Source organism: Mycobacterium sp. GA-0227b, from assembly GCF_001499855.1.
GTDB lineage: Bacteria > Actinomycetota > Actinomycetes > Mycobacteriales > Mycobacteriaceae > Mycobacterium.
Genome location: NZ_LQIK01000023.1, coordinates 102,448 through 122,824, shown reverse-complemented (window position 1 = coordinate 122,824; position 20,377 = coordinate 102,448). Strand labels below are relative to the sequence as shown.

At 67.7% G+C, this 20,377-nt stretch carries 17 protein-coding genes and 1 pseudogene; 14 read left to right on the top strand and 4 right to left on the bottom strand.

Translation table 11 applies throughout. From position 1 onward, the window contains the following. Window positions 1–32: 32 nt before the first annotated feature. The 4 genes and pseudogenes from AU185_RS14020 to AU185_RS24740 all read left to right on the top strand — a co-directional run bounded on the left by AU185_RS14020 (window position 33) and on the right by AU185_RS24740 (window position 5,875). Window positions 33–2,027: an APC family permease gene (locus tag AU185_RS14020; protein WP_059100141.1), complete on the top strand. Its 1,995-nt coding sequence runs from the start codon at window positions 33–35 to the stop codon at window positions 2,025–2,027. Continuing rightward, window positions 2,015–3,262, top strand: a complete 1,248-nt coding sequence (locus AU185_RS14015; RefSeq protein WP_502687752.1) for a class I SAM-dependent RNA methyltransferase — start codon at window positions 2,015–2,017, stop codon at window positions 3,260–3,262. Before AU185_RS14020 ends, AU185_RS14015 begins: the two co-directional genes overlap by 13 nt. A 19-nt stretch (window positions 3,263–3,281) precedes the next feature. Continuing rightward, the gene (locus AU185_RS14010) at window positions 3,282–5,390 is read left to right on the top strand and encodes a catalase (protein ID WP_059099847.1); all 2,109 of its coding nucleotides are present in this window, start codon (window positions 3,282–3,284) and stop codon (window positions 5,388–5,390) included. A gap of 4 nt (window positions 5,391–5,394) precedes the next feature. Next, window positions 5,395–5,875 (top strand): annotated as a pseudogene (locus AU185_RS24740) (MSMEG_6728 family protein). Here AU185_RS24740 and AU185_RS14005 read toward each other — a convergent pair. Then, entirely contained in the window at window positions 5,830–6,243 is a 414-nt protein-coding gene (locus tag AU185_RS14005) for a GbsR/MarR family transcriptional regulator (RefSeq protein ID WP_082683910.1), read from the bottom strand. The pseudogene AU185_RS24740 and the gene AU185_RS14005 overlap by 46 nt on opposite strands. Window positions 6,244–6,451: 208 nt before the next feature. Between AU185_RS14005 and AU185_RS14000 the strand changes: the two genes are divergently transcribed. Genes AU185_RS14000 through AU185_RS13990 form a run of 3 tightly spaced genes read left to right on the top strand, consistent with a single transcriptional unit; the run spans window position 6,452 to window position 8,849 of the window. Continuing rightward, on the top strand, window positions 6,452–7,357 hold the full coding sequence (locus AU185_RS14000) for an ABC transporter ATP-binding protein (RefSeq protein WP_059099849.1): 906 nt from the start codon (window positions 6,452–6,454) through the stop codon (window positions 7,355–7,357). Beyond that, window positions 7,354–8,094, top strand: coding sequence for a fluoroquinolone export ABC transporter permease subunit (locus tag AU185_RS13995; protein WP_059099850.1), 741 nt, complete (start codon window positions 7,354–7,356; stop codon window positions 8,092–8,094). Before AU185_RS14000 ends, AU185_RS13995 begins: the two co-directional genes overlap by 4 nt. Further along, entirely contained in the window at window positions 8,091–8,849 is a 759-nt protein-coding gene (locus AU185_RS13990) for an Rv2686c family ABC transporter permease subunit (protein ID WP_059099851.1), read from the top strand. Before AU185_RS13995 ends, AU185_RS13990 begins: the two co-directional genes overlap by 4 nt. Here the strand turns inward: AU185_RS13990 and AU185_RS13985 are convergent. Next, window positions 8,831–9,295 carry an Rv1443c family protein gene (locus tag AU185_RS13985; RefSeq protein WP_059099852.1) on the bottom strand — a complete coding sequence of 155 codons (465 nt, stop codon included), beginning with the start codon at window positions 9,293–9,295 and terminating at the stop codon, window positions 8,831–8,833. The genes AU185_RS13990 and AU185_RS13985 overlap by 19 nt on opposite strands. Before the next feature lie 119 nt (window positions 9,296–9,414). Between AU185_RS13985 and AU185_RS13980 the strand changes: the two genes are divergently transcribed. The 5 genes from AU185_RS13980 (at window position 9,415) to AU185_RS13960 (ending at window position 15,948) form a co-directional block, all read left to right on the top strand. After that, complete coding sequence (locus AU185_RS13980; RefSeq protein WP_059100142.1) at window positions 9,415–10,281, top strand: SAM-dependent methyltransferase; 867 nt, start codon at window positions 9,415–9,417, stop codon at window positions 10,279–10,281. A gap of 177 nt (window positions 10,282–10,458) precedes the next feature. Further along, window positions 10,459–11,787 (top strand): Na+/H+ antiporter NhaA, encoded by a 1,329-nt coding sequence (nhaA, locus tag AU185_RS13975; RefSeq protein ID WP_059099853.1) that lies wholly within the window; start codon window positions 10,459–10,461, stop codon window positions 11,785–11,787. 28 nt (window positions 11,788–11,815) lie between these two features. Continuing rightward, window positions 11,816–13,729, top strand: a complete 1,914-nt coding sequence (dxs, locus tag AU185_RS13970; protein WP_059099854.1) for a 1-deoxy-D-xylulose-5-phosphate synthase — start codon at window positions 11,816–11,818, stop codon at window positions 13,727–13,729. Window positions 13,730–13,832: 103 nt separating this feature from the next. Continuing rightward, window positions 13,833–15,023 carry an alpha/beta hydrolase family protein gene (locus tag AU185_RS13965; protein WP_059099855.1) on the top strand — a complete coding sequence of 397 codons (1,191 nt, stop codon included), beginning with the start codon at window positions 13,833–13,835 and terminating at the stop codon, window positions 15,021–15,023. 13 nt (window positions 15,024–15,036) lie between these two features. Further along, entirely contained in the window at window positions 15,037–15,948 is a 912-nt protein-coding gene (locus tag AU185_RS13960; protein ID WP_059099856.1) for an alpha/beta fold hydrolase, read from the top strand. Here AU185_RS13960 and AU185_RS13955 read toward each other — a convergent pair. Together AU185_RS13955 and AU185_RS13950 are read right to left on the bottom strand one after the other, a co-directional pair. After that, the gene (locus AU185_RS13955; RefSeq protein WP_059099857.1) at window positions 15,945–17,225 is read right to left on the bottom strand and encodes an HRDC domain-containing protein; all 1,281 of its coding nucleotides are present in this window, start codon (window positions 17,223–17,225) and stop codon (window positions 15,945–15,947) included. The genes AU185_RS13960 and AU185_RS13955 overlap by 4 nt on opposite strands. Before the next feature lie 2 nt (window positions 17,226–17,227). Continuing rightward, window positions 17,228–17,764, bottom strand: coding sequence for a DUF3000 domain-containing protein (locus AU185_RS13950; protein WP_231740335.1), 537 nt, complete (start codon window positions 17,762–17,764; stop codon window positions 17,228–17,230). A gap of 165 nt (window positions 17,765–17,929) precedes the next feature. Between AU185_RS13950 and hemE the strand changes: the two genes are divergently transcribed. Together hemE and AU185_RS13940 are read left to right on the top strand one after the other, a co-directional pair. Then, window positions 17,930–18,994, top strand: coding sequence for a uroporphyrinogen decarboxylase (gene hemE, locus AU185_RS13945; RefSeq protein ID WP_059099859.1), 1,065 nt, complete (start codon window positions 17,930–17,932; stop codon window positions 18,992–18,994). After that, window positions 18,991–20,373 carry a protoporphyrinogen oxidase gene (locus tag AU185_RS13940; protein ID WP_059099860.1) on the top strand — a complete coding sequence of 461 codons (1,383 nt, stop codon included), beginning with the start codon at window positions 18,991–18,993 and terminating at the stop codon, window positions 20,371–20,373. The genes hemE and AU185_RS13940 overlap by 4 nt, the downstream gene beginning before the upstream one ends. Window positions 20,374–20,377 lie beyond the last annotated feature (4 nt).

Genomic DNA, 20,377 nt, shown 5'->3' with positions numbered 1-20,377 from the left:
GCCATTTGCCGCTGGGCTTACTCTTGGCACTCGTGTCCAAGCTATCCAGGTTCGCGCGGCGGTTGGTCCTCGGCAGGCCGTTTCGCAGCGACAGGATTTCGCACACCCTGCTGCCCAAGCGGATCGCCCTTCCGGTGTTCGCCTCGGACGCGCTGTCGTCGACGGCGTACGCGCCCGAGGAGATCTTTCTCGTGCTCTCGGTCGCCGGGTTGGCCGCCTACTCGATGGCGCCGTGGATCGCCGTGGCCGTCGCGGCGGTCATGTTGATCGTCATCGCCAGCTACCGGCAGAACGTGCACGCCTACCCGTCGGGCGGCGGGGACTACGAGGTGGTCAACACCAATCTCGGGCCGACTGCCGGCCTGACGGTGGCGAGCGCGCTGCTGGTCGACTACGTACTCACGGTCGCGGTGTCGATGTCCTCGGCGATGTCGAACATCGGCTCGGCCGTGCCGTTCATCAACGACCACAAGGTGCTGTTCGCCGTCATCGCGATCCTGGTGCTGGCGGCGCTGAACCTGCGCGGCATCCGGGAGTCCGGAACCGCGTTCGCCATCCCCACCTACGCGTTCATCGTCGGCATGTTCGTGATGCTCGGCTGGGGGTTCTTCCAGCTCTACGCGCTCGGCGAGCCACTGCAGGCCGAATCCGCGGACTTCGAGATGCATTCCGAGCACGGCGAAATCCTCGGCTTCGCGCTGGTTCTGCTCGTCGCGCGGGCGTTCTCGTCGGGAAGTGCGGCGCTGACCGGTGTGGAAGCCGTCAGCAACGGGGTGCCGGCGTTCCGTAAGCCGAAGTCGCGCAACGCCGCAACGACGCTGGCGCTGCTCGGGCTGATCGCGGTCACGCTGTTCATGGGCATCGTCATGCTGGCCAAGGAAACCGGTGTGCAGCTGGCCGAGCGCCCACACGAACAACTGGTCGGCGCGCCGGCGGACTACCACCAGAAGACGTTGATCGCGCAGTTGGCCGACGCGGTGTTCCACGACTTCAGCGCCGGGCTGTTCATCATCGCCGGTGTCACCGCGTTGATCCTGCTGCTGGCTGCCAACACCGCGTTCAACGGATTCCCGGTGCTCGGATCGATCCTCGCTCAGGACCGGTATCTGCCGCGCCAGTTGCACACCCGCGGTGACCGGCTCGCGTTCTCCAACGGCATCCTGTTCCTCGCGTTCGCGGCGATCGCGTTCGTGGTGGCATTCCGCGCCGAGGTCACCGCGCTGATCCAGCTCTACATCGTCGGGGTGTTCGTCTCCTTCACGCTCAGCCAGGTCGGCATGGTCCGACACTGGACGCGGTTGCTGCGCACCGAGACCGAGCCCGTGGTCCGGCGCAAGATGATGCGGTCGCGGGTGATCAACTCGATCGGTTGCATCTGCACCGCGACGGTGCTGGTGGTCGTCGTAGTGTCCAAATTCCTTGTCGGAGCGTGGATTGCGATCCTGGCGATGGGCGCGCTCTTCGGGATGATGAAGCTGATCCATCGGCACTACGACACCGTGACGCGCGAACTCGAGGAGCAGGCCGCCGCCGAAAGCGACATGGTGCTACCGAGCCGCAATCATGCGATCGTGCTGGTGTCCAAACTGCACCTGCCGACGCTGCGTGCGCTGGCGTACGCCAGGGCCACCCGGCCGGACACGCTGGAAGCGATCACCGTCAGCGTCGACGACGGCGAGACGCGGGCACTCGTGCACAAGTGGGAGGACAGCGACATCAGCGTCCCGCTGAAGGTGATCGCCTCGCCGTACCGGGAGATCACCCGCCCGGTGCTCGAGTACGTCAAGCGGGTCAGCAGGGAGTCGCCGCGCACCGTTGTCACCGTGTTCATCCCCGAGTACGTCGTCGGCCACTGGTGGGAGCAGGTGCTGCACAACCAGAGCGCGCTGCGGCTCAAGGGCCGACTGCTGTTCGAGCCGAACGTCATGGTGACCTCTGTTCCGTGGCAGTTGAGCTCGTCGGAGCGGCTCAAGACGCTGCAGCCGCAGTCCGCCCCCGGCGACGCGCGCAGGGGATTCCTCGATTGACCGACGACCCCGGCGGTTCGCCAGGACCGCCGTTGGAACTCACGCTGACCGCCGGGCCGCCCGCCAACGGCGGCAGCTGTGTGGCGCGACACGACGGCCGGGTCGTGTTCGTCCGATACGCGCTGCCCGGTGAGCGGGTCAGAGTCCGGGTGCGAGCGGACCACGGAAAGTATTGGCACGCCGACGCTGTCGAGATCCTCGAGCCGTCCCCCGACCGGATCGCGTCCCTGTGCCCGATCGCCGGTGCGGACGGTGCGGGCTGCTGCGACATGGCGTTCGCCGAACCCGCGGCGGTACGCAGGCTCAAGGGCGCGGTCGTCGCCAACCAGCTGACGCGATTGGGCGGCTACCACTGGCGCGACGAGACCGACGCGACCGCCGAACCGGTCGGAGACGCCGGCGCCACGGGGTGGCGCACACGGGTGCGACTGGACACCACCCCCGACGGGCGAGCGGGCTTTCACCGCTTCCACAGCGCCGAACTGATCACCGAGCTGGACTGCGCGCAGTTGCCCGCGGGCATGCTCGACGGACTGGCCGACCGGAGTTGGCCGCCTGGCGCGGCGCTGCACGTCGCGCTCGACGACGACGGCGCGCGCCACGTCGTGCAGTCCGGGCCGCGGGCGCGACACAAGGGTGGACGCAAGGCCCATACGCAGGTGATCGAGGGCGAGTACGAAGCCGTCCAGCGCGTCGGGCACCGGACCTGGCGGGTGCCGGTGACCGCGTTCTGGCAGTCGCACCGGGACGCGGCACGGCTCTACAGCGACCTGATCGCCGAGTGGGCGCAGTTGAGCCACGGAATGACGGCATGGGACTTGTACGGCGGGGCAGGGGTTTTCGCAGCGGTCCTGGGGCAGCAGGTCGGCGAGACGGGCAAGGTCGTCAGCGTCGACACGTCGCGGGGGTCGTCGCGGGCGGCACGCGCCGCGTTGGCCGACATGGGTTGGGTGTCGGTCATCACCGACTCCGTGCGCCGCGCGCTGATGGCCCAGCCTGAGCGGGCCGACGTCGCGGTGCTGGATCCGCCGCGGACGGGGGCGGGTCGCGAGGTGATCGACCTGCTGGCCGGCGCCGGGGTGCCGCGGGTGATCCACATCGGATGTGAGGCAGCCTCTTTCGCCCGCGACATCGGGCTGTACCAGGGGCACGGCTATGCGGTGCAGGCGCTGCGGGTCTTCGACTCGTTCCCGTTGACGCATCACGTCGAGTGCATCGCGGTTCTCACCCGCTGATCTGGGTACCCGCCCCGGCATGACGGACAATGGCCAGAACGCAAAGCAAGAACAGCTCGACGGATCCCGGTTCGACAAGACGACGGGCTACCTGACCACGCAGCAGGGGGTGCGGGTCGACCACACCGACGACGCGCTGACGGTCGGGGAGCGCGGGCCCACGCTGCTCGAGGACTTCCACGCCCGGGAGAAGATCACCCACTTCGACCACGAACGCATCCCGGAGCGGGTCGTGCACGCCCGCGGCGCCGGCGCATACGGCTACTTCGAGCCGTACGACGATTCGCTCGCCGAATACACCGTCGCGAAGTTCCTCACCACGCCAGGCAAGCAGACGCCGGTCTTCGTGCGGTTCTCCACGGTGGCCGGCTCCCGCGGGTCGGCCGACACCGTGCGCGACGTGCGCGGCTTCGCCACGAAGTTCTACACCGACCAAGGCAACTACGACCTGGTGGGAAACAACTTTCCGGTGTTCTTCATCCAGGACGGGATCAAGTTCCCCGACTTCGTGCACGCCGTCAAGCCCGAGCCACACAACGAAATTCCGCAGGCGCAGTCCGCGCACGACACATTGTGGGACTTCGTGTCGCTGCAACCGGAGACGTTGCACACGATCATGTGGCTGATGTCGGACCGGGCGCTGCCGCGCAGCTACCGGATGATGCAGGGCTTCGGCGTGCACACCTTCCGGTTCGTCAACGCCCGCGGCGAAGGCACTTTCGTGAAATTCCACTGGAAGCCGCGCCTGGGTGTGCATTCGCTGGTGTGGGACGAGTGCCAGAAAATCGCGGGCAAGGACCCCGACTTCAACCGGCGCGACCTGTGGGACAGCATCGAGGCCGGCCAGTTCCCCGAGTACGAGCTGGGCGTGCAGCTGGTGCCCGAGAGCGACGAGTTCAACTTCGACTTCGATCTGCTCGACGCCACCAAGATCATTCCGGAGGAACAGGTTCCCGTCCGGCCCGTCGGCAAGATGGTGCTCAACCTCAACCCGGACAACTTCTTCGCCGAAACCGAGCAGGTCGCGTTCCACACCGCCAACGTGGTGCCCGGCATCGATTTCACCAACGATCCGCTGCTGCAGTTCCGCAACTTCTCCTACCTCGACACCCAGCTGATCCGGCTGGGCGGGCCCAACTTCGCGCAGCTGCCGGTCAACCGACCGCTGGCAGACGTCCGCAACAATCAGCACGACGGCTACGGACAGCACGCGATACCGCGGGGACGCTCCAGTTACTTCCCGAACAGCCTCGGGGGCGGCTGCCCGGCACTGGCCGACGAGAACGTGTTCCGCCACTACACCGAGAAAGTCGACGGCAACAAGATCCGCCAGCGCGCCAAGAGTTTCGAGGATCACTACAGCCAGGCGCGCATGTTCTGGAAGAGCATGTCCGCGCCGGAGGCCAAGCACATCGTCGCGGCGTTCGCGTTCGAACTCGGCAAGGTCGAGGTGGAGGAGATTCGGGCGCGCACCGTCGAACAGCTCAACCAGGTCGATCACGACCTGGCCGCGCAGGTCGCAGGCAAGCTGGGGCTACCCGAACCCGCCGAGCAGGCGGTGGACGACAAGATGCCCGCGTCACCGGCGTTGTCGCAGCTGAACACGGCGACCGACAGCATCGCCACCCGCAAGATCGCGGTGCTGGCCGCGGACGGCGTCGACGTGGAGGGCGCGCAGCGAACCATCGAGGCGCTGCAGCAACGCGGTGCGGTGGTCGAGGTGTTGGCGCCGGTCGCGGGCGGCACGCTGTCCGGCGGATCGGGCGGCGAACTGCCCGTCGACCGCGCGATCACGACGATGGCTTCGGTGCTGTACGACGCGGTGATCGTGCCGTGCGGGCCGGATTCGGCGCAGACGCTCTCCGGTGACGGGTATGCGATGCACTTCATCACCGAGGCGTACAAGCATCTCAAGGCCGTCGGCGCATGGGGTTCCGGCGTGGACCTGCTGCCCAAGGCCGGCGTCGCCGAAGAACTCGCCGACGACACGAACGTCGTTGTGTCCCACGGCGTTGTCTCGACCGCCGCGGCCGCCGGCGACCTCACCGACGAGTTCGCCGAGGCGCTGGCTTCGGTGCTGGCCCAACATCGGGCGTGGGACCGGGAGACCGATCCGGTACCGGCCTGATCGCGTGCAGACCTTCCTGCCCTACCCGGGCTTCGGCGACACCGCCGGCGTCCTGGACACGAAGCGGCTGGGCAAGCAGCGGGTGGAGGCCATCCAGGTGGTCCGGGCGCTGACGGTCCCGGGTTACGGGTGGCGCCATCACCCCGCCGCGGCGATGTGGGCCGGCTACGAAGAGGCCCTGGTCCGCTACGGGCTCGACATCTGCGCTGCATGGTGTCGACTGGGCCATGCCGACACGTGCGCGGCGACGATGGTCAGCGACCTCGCCACCGGCACCGGGATCGGCACGCCGCGCACGCAGGAGGAGCTGGTGGCGGCGGGGGAGGTGCCGCCGTGGCTGGGCGATCCGGCGTTTCACCGCAGCCACCAGTCGGTGCTGGTGCGCAAGGACCCGCAGCACTACCGCCGGTTCTTTCCCCGACGTGCCCGACGATCTGCCCTATGTCTGGCCCGCGTCAGACCGCGTCCGACGGGTGTCGATCTGACGCCACCGGTCCAGCAGCGCCGGAAGTTCATCCATGAGGAAGGCGTAGAAGTCGCGCATCTGCGTCAGCCGCTGCCCGGCAGTGCTGTCGCGGCCGGTAACAGCGATTGCGTCATCTGCCGCCGCCTGCATCGCGCCGATCACGTCGTTCTGCGCGGTATACAAAGTGGCCCACGCGTCATCGCGCAACCGGTAGTGGTCGCGCCGGCTCGCCGGCACGGGCACGCGCTCGACAAGTCCGACGGAGGTGAGCATCTTGACCGCACCCGAAATCGCGCCGGAGCTTGCCTGTAAGCGATCCGCCAGCTCGCCGGCAGTCATCGCCGATTGCTCGGTGCACAGCAGCGTGGACAGAACGCGAGCCGTCATCCGTTGCAGACCGTGATCGGTCAACACCAGGGCGAGCCGTTCGGCGGCCTCCTGTTGGTCGCGCGCTTCCGGCACCGCACTCCTCTCAAAGCCTTGAACGACAATCGTCTTCAGAATTCTCTGAAAGTTCAGTATATTAGCGGGCGGCGCTCCGGGAAGTCTGGTCGGAATCTTTGTTGACTCGTTCGCAGAAGGGATCTGACCAGCGATGCACACTGCCGAATCGGCCGGCGCACCCTGTGGGGTCGAAACCGACGTGATAAGTGTCCGTGGACTGACGTTCACCTATCCAGAGGCCGCCGAGCCGGCGATACGCGGCATGGACTTCGCCGTCGGCCGGGGCGAGATCTTCGGCTTTCTCGGACCCAGCGGTGCCGGAAAGTCGACCACCCAGAAACTGCTGATCGGTCTGCTGCATGGCCACGGCGGAGATGCCACGGTGTGGGGCAAGGATCCGCGGGCCTGGGGATCCGACTATTACGAGCGCATCGGCGTCTCGTTCGAGCTACCGAATCACTACCAAAAGCTCACCGGGCTGGAGAATCTGCAGTTCTTCGCTTCGCTCTACAGCGGCCAAAGGGCGGACCCGGTGGCACTGCTGGAGGCGGTGGGCCTGGCCGACGACGCGCACACGCGGGTTGGCAAGTACTCCAAGGGAATGCAGATGCGGCTGACGTTCGTCCGGTCGCTGATCAACGACCCCGAGCTGCTGTTCCTCGACGAGCCCACCTCGGGTCTCGATCCGGTCAACGCGCGCAAGGTCAAAGACATCATCCTGGATCTGAAGGCGCGGGGTCGAACGATCTTTCTGACCACTCACGACATGTCAACCGCCGATGAGCTCTGCGACAGAGTGGCTTTCGTCGTCGACGGCCGGATCGTCGCGCTCGATACCCCGGCCGAGCTCAAGATCGCCCGCAGCCAGCGGCGCGTGCGCGTGGAGTACCGCGGCGAAGGCGGACGCCTCGATGTGGCCGAGTTCGGTATGGACGGGCTCGCAGACGACCCGGGCTTTCACGCCGTACTCCGCAACCAACACGTCGAGACGATCCACAGCAGGGAGGCGACGCTTGACGACGTCTTCGTCGAGACCACCGGAAGGCAACTGACATGACACCGGAGCCGGGACTCCGGCGACATTGGGCCAGGTGGATCAGTGCGGTGCGCATCGAGGCGACGCTGCAGTACAGGCAGAAGTTCCTGCACGCGGGCGTCTTCTCCGGGCTGATGTGGCTGGCGGTGTTGTTGCCGATGCCGCGAAGCCTGCGCCCGGTCACCGAACCCTACGTTCTCTTCGGCGACATCTCGATCATCGGGTTCTTCTTCATCGGGGGCATCGTCTTCTTCGAGAAGCAGGAGCGCACGATCGGCGCCATCGTCTCCACCCCGCTGCGGTTCTGGGAGTATCTGTCTGCGAAAATCGCAGTGCTGGTGTTTGTTTCACTCTTCGTGGCGGTTGTCGTGGCGACGATCTCCAGTGGGTTCGGCTATGACCCTGTTCGCGTGGTCGTCGGTGTTGTGCTGGGCACGCTGGTGATGCTCCTGGTGAGTTTCATCAGCTCACTGCCGTTTTCGTCGGTGACCGACTGGTTCCTCGCCGCGACCATCCCGCTCGCGGTGTTGAGCTTGCCGATTCTCTTCTACGCCGGCGTGTGGCCGAACCCGGTGATGTACCTCATCCCCTCGCAGGGGCCGCTGCTGCTGCTGGGTTCGGCGTTCGGTCAGGTGACGCTCGCGCCGTGGCAAGTCCTCTATGCGGTGCTGTATCCGCTTGTTTGCGTGGCCGGACTGTGCTGGGTGGCGAAGGCGGCCTTCGACCGGTACGTCGTCGAGAGGTCGGGTGTGCTGTGAGGGCGGCATCGGCGAACGCACTGGCCGCCTTCGGCCGCAACGACATTCGCGGCACCTATCGGGAACCGCTGCTGGTGATGGTCGTCCTCGCACCCGTCATCTGGACTGCCGGGGTGGCGTTTCTGACACCGATGTTCACCGAGATGCTCTCGCAGCGTTACGGTTTCGACCTGGTGCCGTACTACCCCTTGGTGCTCACCGCGTTCCTGCTGCTGACGAGCATCATCATCGTCGGCGGGTTGGCGGCGATGTTGGTGTTGGACGAGCTGGACGGCGGCACGATGGCCGCGCTGCGGGTGACGCCGGTACCGCTGGTTACCTACTTCGCCTATCGTGCGGGCACCGTCATGGTGGTGACCACCATCTATGTGGTCGCAACGATGGGTTTCAGCGGAATTTTGGAGCCTGGGCTAATTCCTGTCCTCATTCCGATCGGGCTGGTGGCGGGGTTGTCGGCTGTGGTGACGCTGCTGCTGATCGTCGCGGTGGCGAGCAACAAGATTCAGGGCATCGCGATGATTCGCGCCCTTGGCATGCTGATCGCCGGGCTGCCCTGCCTGCCGTGGTTCATCGACTCGGCGTGGAACCTGGCCTTTGGAGTGTTGCCGCCCTACTGGGCTGCCAAGGCGTTCTGGGTAGCCAGTGATCATGGCGTCTGGTGGCCATATCTCGTTGGTGGCGTCGTGTACAACGTGACCGTCGCCTGGATGTTGTTCCAGCGCTTCATGGCGAAGGCTCAGCGTCCGGCGAAGTAGCGTGCCAGCCGTCGGTGCCGGTGGCCGAACAGCGCGCCGATGCCTGCCCCGACGAGCGGTGTGAAAAGCCGTAAAAGCGCTCTGAGGTCGAACGTGAGGCGGTCGCGCACAATGGTTTTGCCGTCGGCGGTGGACTCGATGGTGCGCTCATGGCGCCAGCGCCGCATGGACAGCATCGTCGACTCCTCGTGGAAGCCTCGCCCGGGCCACAGCTCGGCGATCGTGAGGTCGTCGTAGTCGAAGGGCACCACGCCGAACAGCCGCAGCCAGCACCGGCCGACCGGAGTGCCGACCGGAACAGTGTCGACCGTCAGATCCCCGGCGCCGCGCGGCATCGACATCGTCATCCACGGCCGCAGTTCGTCGTTGATGCCTTCCGGGGTGACCACGCGGGCCCATACCGCTTCGGCGGGTGCCTCGACGATGCTCTGGCGCTCGATGATCATGCCCTCTGACGGTATTCGACGTGGCCGGGTCCCGGGGCGCCACCGCATGCACTGCTAGGTTGGGCAGCGGTGTGCCGGGAAGCCTGGTCGGCAATTCGATTCCGACTAACAGGGAGCACATCGTGAAGAATCCTGCTGAGCGAACCGCTATCGGTCCGATGGTGATCGTCGCGGCGGACCAGTACGAAACTCCGCCCTTGGTCGTCGATCCGTGGGCCGCGAAGATACTGCCTTTAGGCGGCCGGTTCGCCGCATCGTCGACCCGGTGGGCAGCGGCTCGACGTGCGTTCAAGGCGATAACCGACAGGCGCATAGGCGGCGGCTGGTCCAACTTCTTGTGCCGGAAGCGGTACGTCGACGATCAACTGCTCAGCGCTGTCGACGAAGGCATCGACGCGGTCGTCATTCTGGGCGCCGGTTTCGACACCCGCGCGTATCGCCTATCCGAGTTGGCGACTGTCCCGGTCTGCGAAGTCGACTTGCCCGGTAACGTCGCACAAAAGGCGGCCGCGGTGCGGCGGTGCTTCGATTGCGTGCCGACGCACGTGAGGTTGTTGGCCGTCGATTTCGAATCCGACAGTCTCGCAGAGGCTCTCACGCGAGAAGGTTTCGGACCAGACAAGCGCATCTTCTACATCTGGGAGGGCGTGACCATGTATCTCACCGAGCCGGCCGTGCGCAAGACGATGGAATACCTGTCGGGCGCGGCGCCCGGCAGCAGGCTGATTTTCACCTTCATTCGCAGGGACTTTCTGGACGGCCACGAAAGGTATGGAGCGGGCGGTATCCACGAAGAAGCCGTGGTGAAACGGGGACTCTGGCACTTCGGACTGAATCCCGATCAAGTGAGCGGATTCCTCGCCGAATACGGCTGGCATGAGGTCGAACAGGTCGGGCCCGATGAATACGCGTCCCGGTATCTCAAGCCTGCCGGCCGTGACGACGGGGTCTCGGAGATCGAGCGTGCCGTCTATGCCGAGCGCTGAGCTCCGTCAGGCGAGCACGAAGTAGCGCGCACCTAGCGAGGAATGCACTCGCGTCCGCTGGGCGCACGAGACCCGCCGCCGCAGACCTACCTATCGGTGGCATAAGCTGATTGCAGGTGTGCCGGGAAGTCTGGTCGGCGATTCTTTGTCAACCGCAGCCACAGATCGGGACTTGCCTTGACCGCCAATCAACCCCGTCGGTTCGCACGTCGGACGTTGTTCTCGCGGGGGTCGTGGTCCGAGACGAACCGCATCGCCGCGATTCTGCGCAAGGAAACGGTCGGCGGCGCGATCCTGCTCCTGGCGGCGGCTGTGGCCCTCGTCTGGGCCAACACCCCCTGGTCCGAGAGCTATTTCGCGCTGCGAGATCTGAAAGTGGGCGCAGAGCCGTTCGGCCTGCACTTGGACCTCGCTCTGGGCACGTGGGCGGCCGACGGATTGCTGGCGGTGTTCTTCTTCGTGGTCGGTCTCGAACTCAAGCGGGAGTTCGTGGCCGGCGATCTACGCGACCCCGCCCGCGCGGCACTGCCGATCGCCGCCGCCGTCGGCGGAATGGTGGTACCCGCCCTGATCTTCGTCGCGGCGACGGCGCACGTCGGCGACGGCGCCACCCGAGGTTGGGCCATCCCGACCGCAACCGACATCGCGTTCGCGGTCGCGGTGCTGGCGGTCGTCTCAACCCACCTGCCCTCGGCCCTGCGCACGTTCTTGTTGACTCTCGCGGTCGTCGACGATCTGCTCGCGGTGTTGGTGATTGCGGTCTTCTATACAGAAGGCATCAACGGGGCGGCACTGTTGGCCGCGTTCGCGCCGCTGGCTATTTTCGCGGTTTGCGTGCAACGCCGGGTCCGGTCGTGGTGGCTGTTGGTACCGCTCGGGGTCGCGACATGGGCGTTGATGCACGAATCGGGCATCCACGCCACGGTGGCCGGTGTGCTGCTCGGCTTCACGGTGCCGGTGATCCGCTCCGCTGCGGCGGGCGGGCCGGAGGCCGGACCGGGCCTTGCCGAACTTTTCGAACACCGCCTGCGCCCGCTGTCGGCGGGTGTCGCGGTGCCGGTGTTCGCCTTCTTCGCCGCCGGTGTGGGCATCGGCGGTGTCGAGGGCTTCACCCGGGCGCTCGGCGATCCCATCACGCTCGGCATCGTGCTCGGGCTGGTAGTGGGCAAACCCGTGGGCATCTACCTGACCACCAGAGTGCTGGCCGCGGTCACGCGCGCCAACCTCGACGAGGCGCTCCGGTGGATCGACGTGCTCGGCATCGCAATGCTGGCCGGAATCGGGTTCACCGTGTCGTTGCTCATCGGGGACCTCGCCTACGGCATCGGGTCGGAACGTGACGAATTCGTGAAGATCGGCGTGCTGACCGGATCGGTGTGCGCGGCGCTGCTGGCGGCGGTGCTGTTACGGCTGCGCAACCGCCGCTACCGGGCCATCTGGCGGCTGGAGACCGCCGACACTGACCGCGACGGTGTGCCCGACATCTATGAAGCTCGACACGACTGACCACCACAGGCGTGCGTAAACTGAACGAATGCTTGAACAGATCCGCGGTCCCGCCGATCTGCAGCACCTGACGCAGTCGCAACTAAGCGATCTGGCACGTGAGATCCGCGAGTTTCTGATCCACAAGGTTGCTGCGACCGGCGGACATCTCGGCCCGAACCTCGGCGTCGTCGAGCTCACGCTCGCGCTGCACCGGGTGTTCGATTCGCCGCACGACCCGATCGTCTTCGACACCGGACACCAGTCGTACGTGCACAAGATGCTGACCGGACGCAGCCACGAGTTCGACACGCTGCGCAAGAAGGGCGGCCTGTCGGGCTACCCGTCGCGCGAGGAGAGCGAGCACGACTGGGTGGAGTCCAGCCACGCCAGTTCGGCGCTGTCGTACGCCGACGGGCTGGCCAAGGCGTTCGAGTTGTCGGGGCACCGCAACCGGCACGTGGTCGCCGTCGTCGGCGACGGCGCCCTGACCGGCGGCATGTGCTGGGAGGCGCTGAACAACATCGCCGCCGCGCGACGGCCGGTCGTGATCGTCGTCAACGACAACGGCCGCAGCTACGCGCCGACGATCGGCGGTCTCGCCGAGCACCTGGCCGGCCTGCGGCTGCAACCGGGCTACGAACGGGTGCTCGAAGAGGGCCGCAAGGCGGTGCGCGGCGTCCCGATCATCGGTGAGCTGTGCTATCAGAGCATGCACTCCATCAAGGCCGGCATCAAGGACGCGTTGTCGCCGCAGGTGATGTTCACCGACCTCGGGCTGAAGTACGTCGGCCCGATCGACGGCCACGACGAGCATGCGGTGGAGATCGCGCTGCGCCGGGCGCGGGGCTTCAGCAGGCCCGTCATAGTGCACGTCGTCACCCGTAAGGGCATGGGCTACGCGCCCGCGGAGAACGACGAAGCCGACCAGATGCACTCGTGCGGCGTCATCGATCCCGAGACCGGGTTGGCGACGTCGGTGCCCGGCCCCGGCTGGACGTCGACGTTTTCCGAGGCGCTCGTCGGCTATGCCGCCCGTCGTCGCGACGTCGTGGCGATCACCGCGGCGATGTCCGGCCCGACGGGGCTCAGCGCGTTCCGGCAGCGCTTCCCGGACCGGTTCTTCGACGTCGGCATCGCCGAGCAGCATGCGATGACGTCGGCGGCGGGGCTGGCGATGGGTGGGCTGCATCCGGTGGTCGCGATCTACTCGACGTTCCTGAACCGCGCGTTCGACCAGGTCATGATGGACGTGGCGCTGCACAAGTTGCCCGTGACGATGGTGTTGGACCGCTCCGGGATCACCGGCCCCGACGGCGCCAGCCACAACGGCATGTGGGACCTGTCGATGCTGGGCATCGTGCCCGGTATACGGGTGGCCGCACCGCGTGACGGCACCCGGCTACGTGAGGAACTCGGCGAGGCCCTCGACATCAATGACGGTCCGACCGCCATCCGGTTCCCGAAAGGCGATGTCGGCGAAGACATTTCGGCTGTCGAACGGCGCGGCGGCGTCGACGTGCTGGCCGTGCCCGCCGACGGTCTCGCCGACGACGTGCTGTTGGTGGCGGTCGGCCCGTTCGCGTCAATGGCGTTAGCCATCGCCGAACTGCTGCGCAACCAGGGCATCGGCGTGACGGTCGTCGACCCGCGGTGGGTGCTGCCCGTGCCGGAGGCGATCGCCGGGCTGGCGCGCGAGCACAAACTCGTCGTGACGCTCGAGGACAACGGCGTCAACGGCGGTGTCGGGTCGGCGGTCTCGGCGGCGCTGCGTCGCGCGGAGATCGACGTGCCGTGCCGCGACGTGGGCCTTCCGCAGGAGTTCTTCGCGCAGGCGTCCCGCAGCGAGGTGCTCGCGGAGGTCGGCTTGACCGATCGCACCGTGGCCCGCCAGATCACCGGGTGGGTCGCCGCGCAGGGCGCGGCGGCCACCGAGCCCGAAGTCAGCGAGCGGTTCGACTAGTCGTTGACAGCGCGAGCAGACGCAGAATGCCCCGAAACGCCGCCGTATTGGGGCAATTAGCGTCTGGTCAGCTCGGTAGGGGGCAGGCGTCTAGGCTGTAGAAATGAAATTCGCTGGGGTAGTTCGTGTTCTGATTGTCGCGCTGGTGTGTGCGGTCGCACTGGTGGGGACAACCGGCACGGCATCGGCTGCGGCGCCGCAGTGGTCGGGTCTCGATGCGCGCGCCTACGACGGTCCGATCCCGGCGCCGGGCGGTTTGATCGAGACGGTCCCGCTCGACCCTGCTCTCTCGGTGGCCGGAGCCGGTGAGGCCTATCGCATCCTGTACGCCACCATCGACCAGCACGACCGCCCCGCGGTGAGCACGGCAGTCGTCTTCACTCCGAAAAACCCTCCGCCACAGGGCGGCTGGCCCGTCATCGCCTGGGCGCACGGGACTGTCGGGCTCGGTGACGCCTGCACGCCGTCGGCACAGCCGCGCAGTGAACGCGACAACGAGTACCTGACGCATTGGCTGAACCAGGGCTACGCGGTCGTCGGCAGCGACTACGCGGGACTGGGCACCCCGGGATTGATGAGCTACCTCAACAGCGTCACCACGGCCCGAGGCGTGGTGGATTCGATGATCGCGGCACACCAGATGGGTCTGCCGCTGTCACCCAAATGGGCTGTGGTGGGTCAGTCGCAGGGCGGTGGAGCAGCCGTCGCCACCGCCCGATGGGCCACGGAGTTCAGTGCCGGTTCGGGTCTCGACTATCGCGCAGTTGTCGCCACCGGAACCCCCGCCGATGTCGAGAGCATCGTCAAGCAGGCAGGCCCGAACATGGCTGTCCCCCCGGAACTCGGTCCGGTCGCCAACGCCTACACCGCCTACATCGTGGCCGCGCTGCGGGAGGCTCGCCCCGACCTCGACATCAACCGCATCCTCACCCCGGCCGGCCGCGCCGCCGCCGATCAGGCCGAAACCGTGTGTGTCGCTGAGCTGTCCGCGGCGTTGGCCGACATGACGGTGCCCGGCTTCTTCGATGAACCCCTGGCGTCGATTCCGGGCGCTGTCGAGGCCGTCGACGCGTTCATGGGAATCCCCGCGGACGGGTATGACCGGCCGATATTTCTCGGCGTCGGACTGCTCGATCGCGACGTGCCGCCGAGCCTGACGTTGCGGTTCAACGACCGGCTCACCGCCAACGGTCAAGACGTCACGTTGAAGGTTTACCCCGACGAGGACCACAGCGGCACCGTGTTGGCTTCGCTGCCGGATTCCACGCCGTTCTTGGCGCAGCAGTTCCGCTGACTAGGCTGCGGTGATGGATGCGGAGCTGAAGAGCTGGAAGGCCGCGGGCCGATACTTCGACTACCTCGGCTTCGACATCTTCTACCGGGTCGACGGTCCGCCGCTCGGCGAGGCGCCGACGCTGCTGACCATCCACGGCTATCCGTTCAACTCGTGGGACTGGTCGCTGATCTGGCCGACGCTCACAGAGCGCTTCACCGTCATCGCGCCGGACATGATCGGCTTGGGGTTCTCGGCGAAACCGGCTGCCTACCGGTACTCGGTGGCCGATCACGCCGACATGCACGAGGCGCTGCTCGACCATCTGCGCGTCGAGAGCTGCCACGTGCTGGTCCACGACCTCGGCGATTCGGTCGGTCAGGAACTGCTGGCCCGCAGCGAATTTCGCGAACAGGCTTACGGGTCGGTGCAGTACCAGTCGATCACCTGGCTCAACGGTGGGCTGTTCAACGAGGCGTACACGCCGCGCACCATGCAGAAGCTGATGTCGGCAACACCGTTGGGCGGGTTGATGAGCCCGCTGCAGGGCAGCCCGCTGTCGCGGCGCCTGCTCGAGTCCACGATCAACGAGATGTTCGGCCCGAACACCAAACCGTCACGTGAGCTGATGGACCGCTTCCACCAGATCCTCGAGTACAACGACGGGAAACGGGTGCTGCACAAGGTCGGACGTTTCCTCGGCGACCGCTACACGCATCGCAACCGCTGGGTGCGCGCGATGCGGGAAACCGCGGTGCCGATGCGCCTGATCGACGGCCCGGTCGACCCGAACTCCGGCGCCCACATGGCCCGTCGCTACGCCGAGGTGATTCCCGATGCCGACGTCGTGATGCTTGCCGACGACATCGGTCACTGGCCGCAACTCGAGGCGCCCGCAGAAGTGGTGCGCCACTTCTTCGCCCACGTCGATAAGGTGACCGGCTAACTCGGCTCGCCGGGGCTTGGCGTGCGCTCCAAAGCGTCGGCCAGCACCGGCACGGTCAACTCGCGTTGCCACGGGCGGGCCCGCGCCTCGCGGAGAAACTCCTCGACCGCCGCGGCGACGGTCGAGTCCCGCGGCGGCTCCCAATCCCAGCACAACCGGCGCACGACGTCGGGGGAGACGAGATTCTCCGGCGGCACCGAAACCCGCTGCGACACCTCGGATATCGCGGCCCGTGCCGCCTCCAACCGGGCGGCGGCTTCGGGTTTGCGCCTGACCCACCGGGATGCGGGCGGTGGCCCGTTCGAGGGCTCCTGCGACGACGGCAGGTCCTGCGTGGTGCGCGCCCGCGCGAGCGCGTCCAGCCACACCTTCGCGCTGCGCCGCTGCCGGTTTCCGCCGAACACCGGGAGCGCGGTCAGCTTCTCGACGGTGTCGGGATCGGCGGTGGCGGCGTTGATGATCGCCGAGTCGGGCAGGATGCGGCCGGGCGCGATGTCGCGACGCTGGGCAATATGGTCGCGGGTGGTCCACAGTTCGCGCACCGCGGCCAGGGCGTGCGGGTCGCGGACCTTGTGGATGCCCGATGTGCGCCGCCAGCGGTCACGCCGCGTCGGTGCCCCCTCGAAGTTTCGCAGCTGGTCGAATTCTTGTGCCGCCCAGTCGGTTTTCCCCTGCTTCTCGAGTTCCGCGGCGATCGCGTCGCGCAGGTCGATCAGCACCTCGACGTCCAGCGCCGCATAGTTGAGCCATTCGTCGGGCAACGGTCGCCGGGACCAGTCGGCGGCGCCGTGCCCCTTCATGAGTTGCAGGCCCAGCAGGCGCTGCACCATCGCGGCGAGGTTGACCTTCTCGAAGCCGGCCAGTCGGCCGGCCAACTCGGTGTCGTACACGGTGACCGGCCGGATACCGAGTTCGGCCAGGCACGGCAGATCCTGGTCGGCGGCGTGCAGCACCCACTCGTCGCTGGCCAGCACCTCGGCCACCGGCGCCAAGGTCTCGACCGGATCGGCGCCGTGGCTCACCGGGTCGATCAAGACGGTGCCCGCGCCGTCGCGCCGGATCTGCACGAGGTAGGCGCGGTTGGAGTAACGGAACCCGGATGCGCGTTCGGCGTCCACCGCAAACGGCCCGTGGCCGGACGCCAGAAGGTCGGCGGCCCTGCGGATTTCGCTGACGCTGCTCGACAGTTGGGGCACCCCGCCGTGCGGTCTCAGCAGCGGCGTGGCTTCCGGCTCGGCGTGTTCGGCCCCAGATGCCTCCGATGAAGCCTTGGTCATCGTCAAGCGCGGGTGCGCGAGCCCAGGTCGGTGACGCCTTGAGGAGGCAGACCGGCCGCGTGCTCGAGCACCTCGCAGAACGCCTCGACGTGCGGCCCCAACTCGAGCGTCGTCGCCGTCCACGAGGCTCGCAGTTCGAGCTGATGAGCGCGCGGGGGGCCGGAGATGTCGCCGTAGCGCACCGAGGTGGTGGCGGTGACGGTGCCGCCCAGCGCGGTGACGTGTTCGGCCCTCTCCTCGAGCGCGTCGACGAGCCAGCTCCACGCCACTTCGGGCAGCAGCGGATCGACCGCCTCGCTGGGGTCCAGGTCGGCTTGGATGTAGGCGACCAGCCGCATGGTGCCGTCCCAGGCCTCGGCGCCTTCGGGGTCGTGCAGCAGAATCAGCCGACCGAACGCATCGCCTTCCGAGCGCTCCGGGACGATCACCGTTTCGGGATGTCGGACCTCGGCGCCCAACGCATAGCTGAACGGCGCCAGACGCTGCGGCGGGCGGATCGGGCCGAGCTCGATCTCCGGTCGGACGGTGGTGGCAGTCATTGCCGCCACCGCTTCGCGGAACTGAGCCGGTTCGGCGGTGGTCACGACGATCCACGCTAGCCGATCTGAGCTGGTCTGTGCGCATGGCGCGCCGATTCGGCCGGGCATCGGTCCGCCTCGAGGCGAGGGCGGTCGTTGGCGGTCCGCATGGCAGCATTGAAAGCGATGAACATCCGCCGTGAGCTGCCCGAGTCGCCGTATCTGGCCGCCGCGAGCGGCCGCAAACCCAGTCGTGTGCCGGTGTGGTTCATGCGACAGGCCGGCCGGTCGTTGCCGGAATACCGCGCGCTGCGGGCGAAGAACACGATGATGCAGGCCTGCTTCGATGCCGGGCTGATCACCGAGATCACGCTGCAGCCGGTCCGCAGGCACGGGGTCGACGCCGCCATCCTGTTCTCCGACATCGTGGTGCCGCTGCGGGCTTCCGGTATCGACCTCGACATCGTGCCCGACGTCGGCCCGGTGATCGAGCATCCGATCCGCACTGCCGGCGACGTCGCCACCCTCAGGCCGCTCGAGCCGCAGCAGGTCGCGCCGGTCGTCGAGGCCGTCAGCATGTTGGTGTCCGAGCTCGGCGACGTGCCGTTGATCGGGTTCGCCGGGGCGCCGTTCACGTTGGCGTCCTACCTGGTCGAAGGGGGACCGAGCCGCAACCACGAGCGCACCAAGGCGATGATGTTCGGCGAACCCGACACCTGGCATGCATTGATGACGGCGCTGACCGACATCACGATCGCGTTTCTGCAGGTCCAGGTGAACGCCGGCGTGGACGCGATCCAGGTGTTCGACTCGTGGGCGGGCACCCTGTCGCTGGCCGATTACCGCAGCTACGTGCTGCCGCACAGCGCCCGGGTGTTCGCGACGTTGGCCGGCGCCGGGGTGCCGATGACGCACTTCGGGGTGGGTACCGCCGAACTGCTGGGCGCGATGTCGCAGGCGGCCTCCGGCCACGGCGCCCCGGCCGTCGTCGGGGTCGACTGGCGCACGTCGCTGTCCGACGCCGCCGCCCGAGTCGTGCCCGGGACGGCGTTGCAGGGCAACCTCGACCCGGTGGTGTTGCTGGCGGGCTGGCCGGTCGCGGAACGCGCAGCGCGTGCCGTTGTCGACGACGGCAGGCGCGCTGTCGACGCCGGAGCGGCCGGCCATGTGTTCAACCTGGGCCACGGCGTGCTGCCCGCCACCGATCCGGGGATGATCACCGATGTGGTGGCGCTGGTGCATTCGTTGTGACCCGCGCACGCGAGGAGCACCACCGGGTTCCGTCGTATTGCGTTGTCGGCGGCGGCATTTCGGGTCTCGTCGCCGCCTATCGACTGCGCGTTGCGGCGGGACCTGACGCATCGATCACGCTGTTGGATCCCGCGGACCGGTTGGGCGGCGTGCTGCGCACGGAACGGGTCGGCGGCCAGCCGATGGATGTGGGCGCCGAGGCGTTCGTCGCGCGGCGGCCGGAAGTCCCCGCGTTGCTGGCCGAGCTCGGGTTGGCCGACAGGCAGATCGGTACGACGGGTGCGCGCCCGCTGATCTACAGCCAGGCCCGCCTGCATCCATTGCCGGTAGGCACGCTGCAGGGGATACCGGCGCAGGCGTCGGCGCTGGCCGGGTTGGTCGACGACGCGACGCTCGCGCGCATACACGCCGAACGCCAGCGGCCGTTGTCGTGGCGCCCCGGCGCCGATCCGTCCGTCGCCGAACTGATCGGCGACCGGTTCGGTGAGCAGGTGGTGACCCGGTCGGTGGAGCCGCTGCTGGCCGGGGTCTATGCCGGTTCCGCGGCGACGATCGGGGTGCGGGCGGCGGTTCCGGCACTGACCGCCGTACTGGACCGCGGCGCGCCCAGCTTGACCGACGCCGTGCGGGAAGCGCTGCCTCCTGCGGTGTCCGGATCGGTCTTCGGCGCGGTCGACGGCGGCTACGCGGTGCTGGTCGAGGAGCTCGTCCGCCGCGCTGGGGTGCGCTGGCGGCAGGTCACCGCCGAGAGCGTGCACCCAGCCCCGCACGGTTGGGAAGTGGTCGACGACGAGGGCGCCCGCCATCACGCAGGCGCGCTGGTGCTGGCCGTGCCGGCACCGCGGCTGGCGCGGCTCATCGCCGACGTGGCCCCGCGTGCCGCCGCCGCAGCGCGACGCATCCCGGTGGCCTCCACGGCGCTGGTGGCCTTGGCGTTGCCGGGCGGGACGCCGCTGCCACGGCAATCCGGGGTGCTGGTGGCCAGCGGTGAACGCCTGCGGTCCAAAGCGGTGACCTTGTCCTCGCGCAAGTGGGGTCCGCGCGGCAACGTCGAGTTGGTGCGGTTGTCTTTCGGCCGATTCGGCGATGACCTGGCCCGCAGCGCCGGCGACGAGGAGCTGCTTACCTGGTCTGCGCAAGATCTGGCGACGTTGTTCGGGGTGAGGACGGAGCCGGTCGACTGTCACGTGCAGCGGTGGATCGACGCGATGCCGCAGTACGGGCCCGGCCACGGTCAGCTGGTAGCGGAGCTGCGGGCAGGGCTGCCGCCGACGATCGCGGTGGCGGGCGGGTTCCTGGACGGCATCGGCGTGCCCGCGTGTGTGACGGCGGCGACCAGGGCGGCGGCGTCGCTGGTCACTCCGCGCGTGGCACGATAGGGCC

Coding starts and splice junctions, on each gene's coding strand:
- AU185_RS13960 (WP_059099856.1), top strand. CDS start 15,037: ATGGATGCGGAGCTGAAGAGCTGGAAGGCCGCGGGCCGATACTTCGAC.
- AU185_RS13965 (WP_059099855.1), top strand. CDS start 13,833: ATGAAATTCGCTGGGGTAGTTCGTGTTCTGATTGTCGCGCTGGTGTGT.
- dxs (WP_059099854.1), top strand. CDS start 11,816: ATGCTTGAACAGATCCGCGGTCCCGCCGATCTGCAGCACCTGACGCAG.
- AU185_RS13955 (WP_059099857.1), bottom strand. CDS start 17,225: ATGACCAAGGCTTCATCGGAGGCATCTGGGGCCGAACACGCCGAGCCG.
- AU185_RS14000 (WP_059099849.1), top strand. CDS start 6,452: ATGCACACTGCCGAATCGGCCGGCGCACCCTGTGGGGTCGAAACCGAC.
- AU185_RS14005 (WP_082683910.1), bottom strand. CDS start 6,243: ATGACGGCTCGCGTTCTGTCCACGCTGCTGTGCACCGAGCAATCGGCG.
- AU185_RS13985 (WP_059099852.1), bottom strand. CDS start 9,295: ATGATCATCGAGCGCCAGAGCATCGTCGAGGCACCCGCCGAAGCGGTA.
- AU185_RS13950 (WP_231740335.1), bottom strand. CDS start 17,764: ATGACTGCCACCACCGTCCGACCGGAGATCGAGCTCGGCCCGATCCGC.
- hemE (WP_059099859.1), top strand. CDS start 17,930: ATGAACATCCGCCGTGAGCTGCCCGAGTCGCCGTATCTGGCCGCCGCG.
- AU185_RS13995 (WP_059099850.1), top strand. CDS start 7,354: ATGACACCGGAGCCGGGACTCCGGCGACATTGGGCCAGGTGGATCAGT.
- AU185_RS14010 (WP_059099847.1), top strand. CDS start 3,282: ATGACGGACAATGGCCAGAACGCAAAGCAAGAACAGCTCGACGGATCC.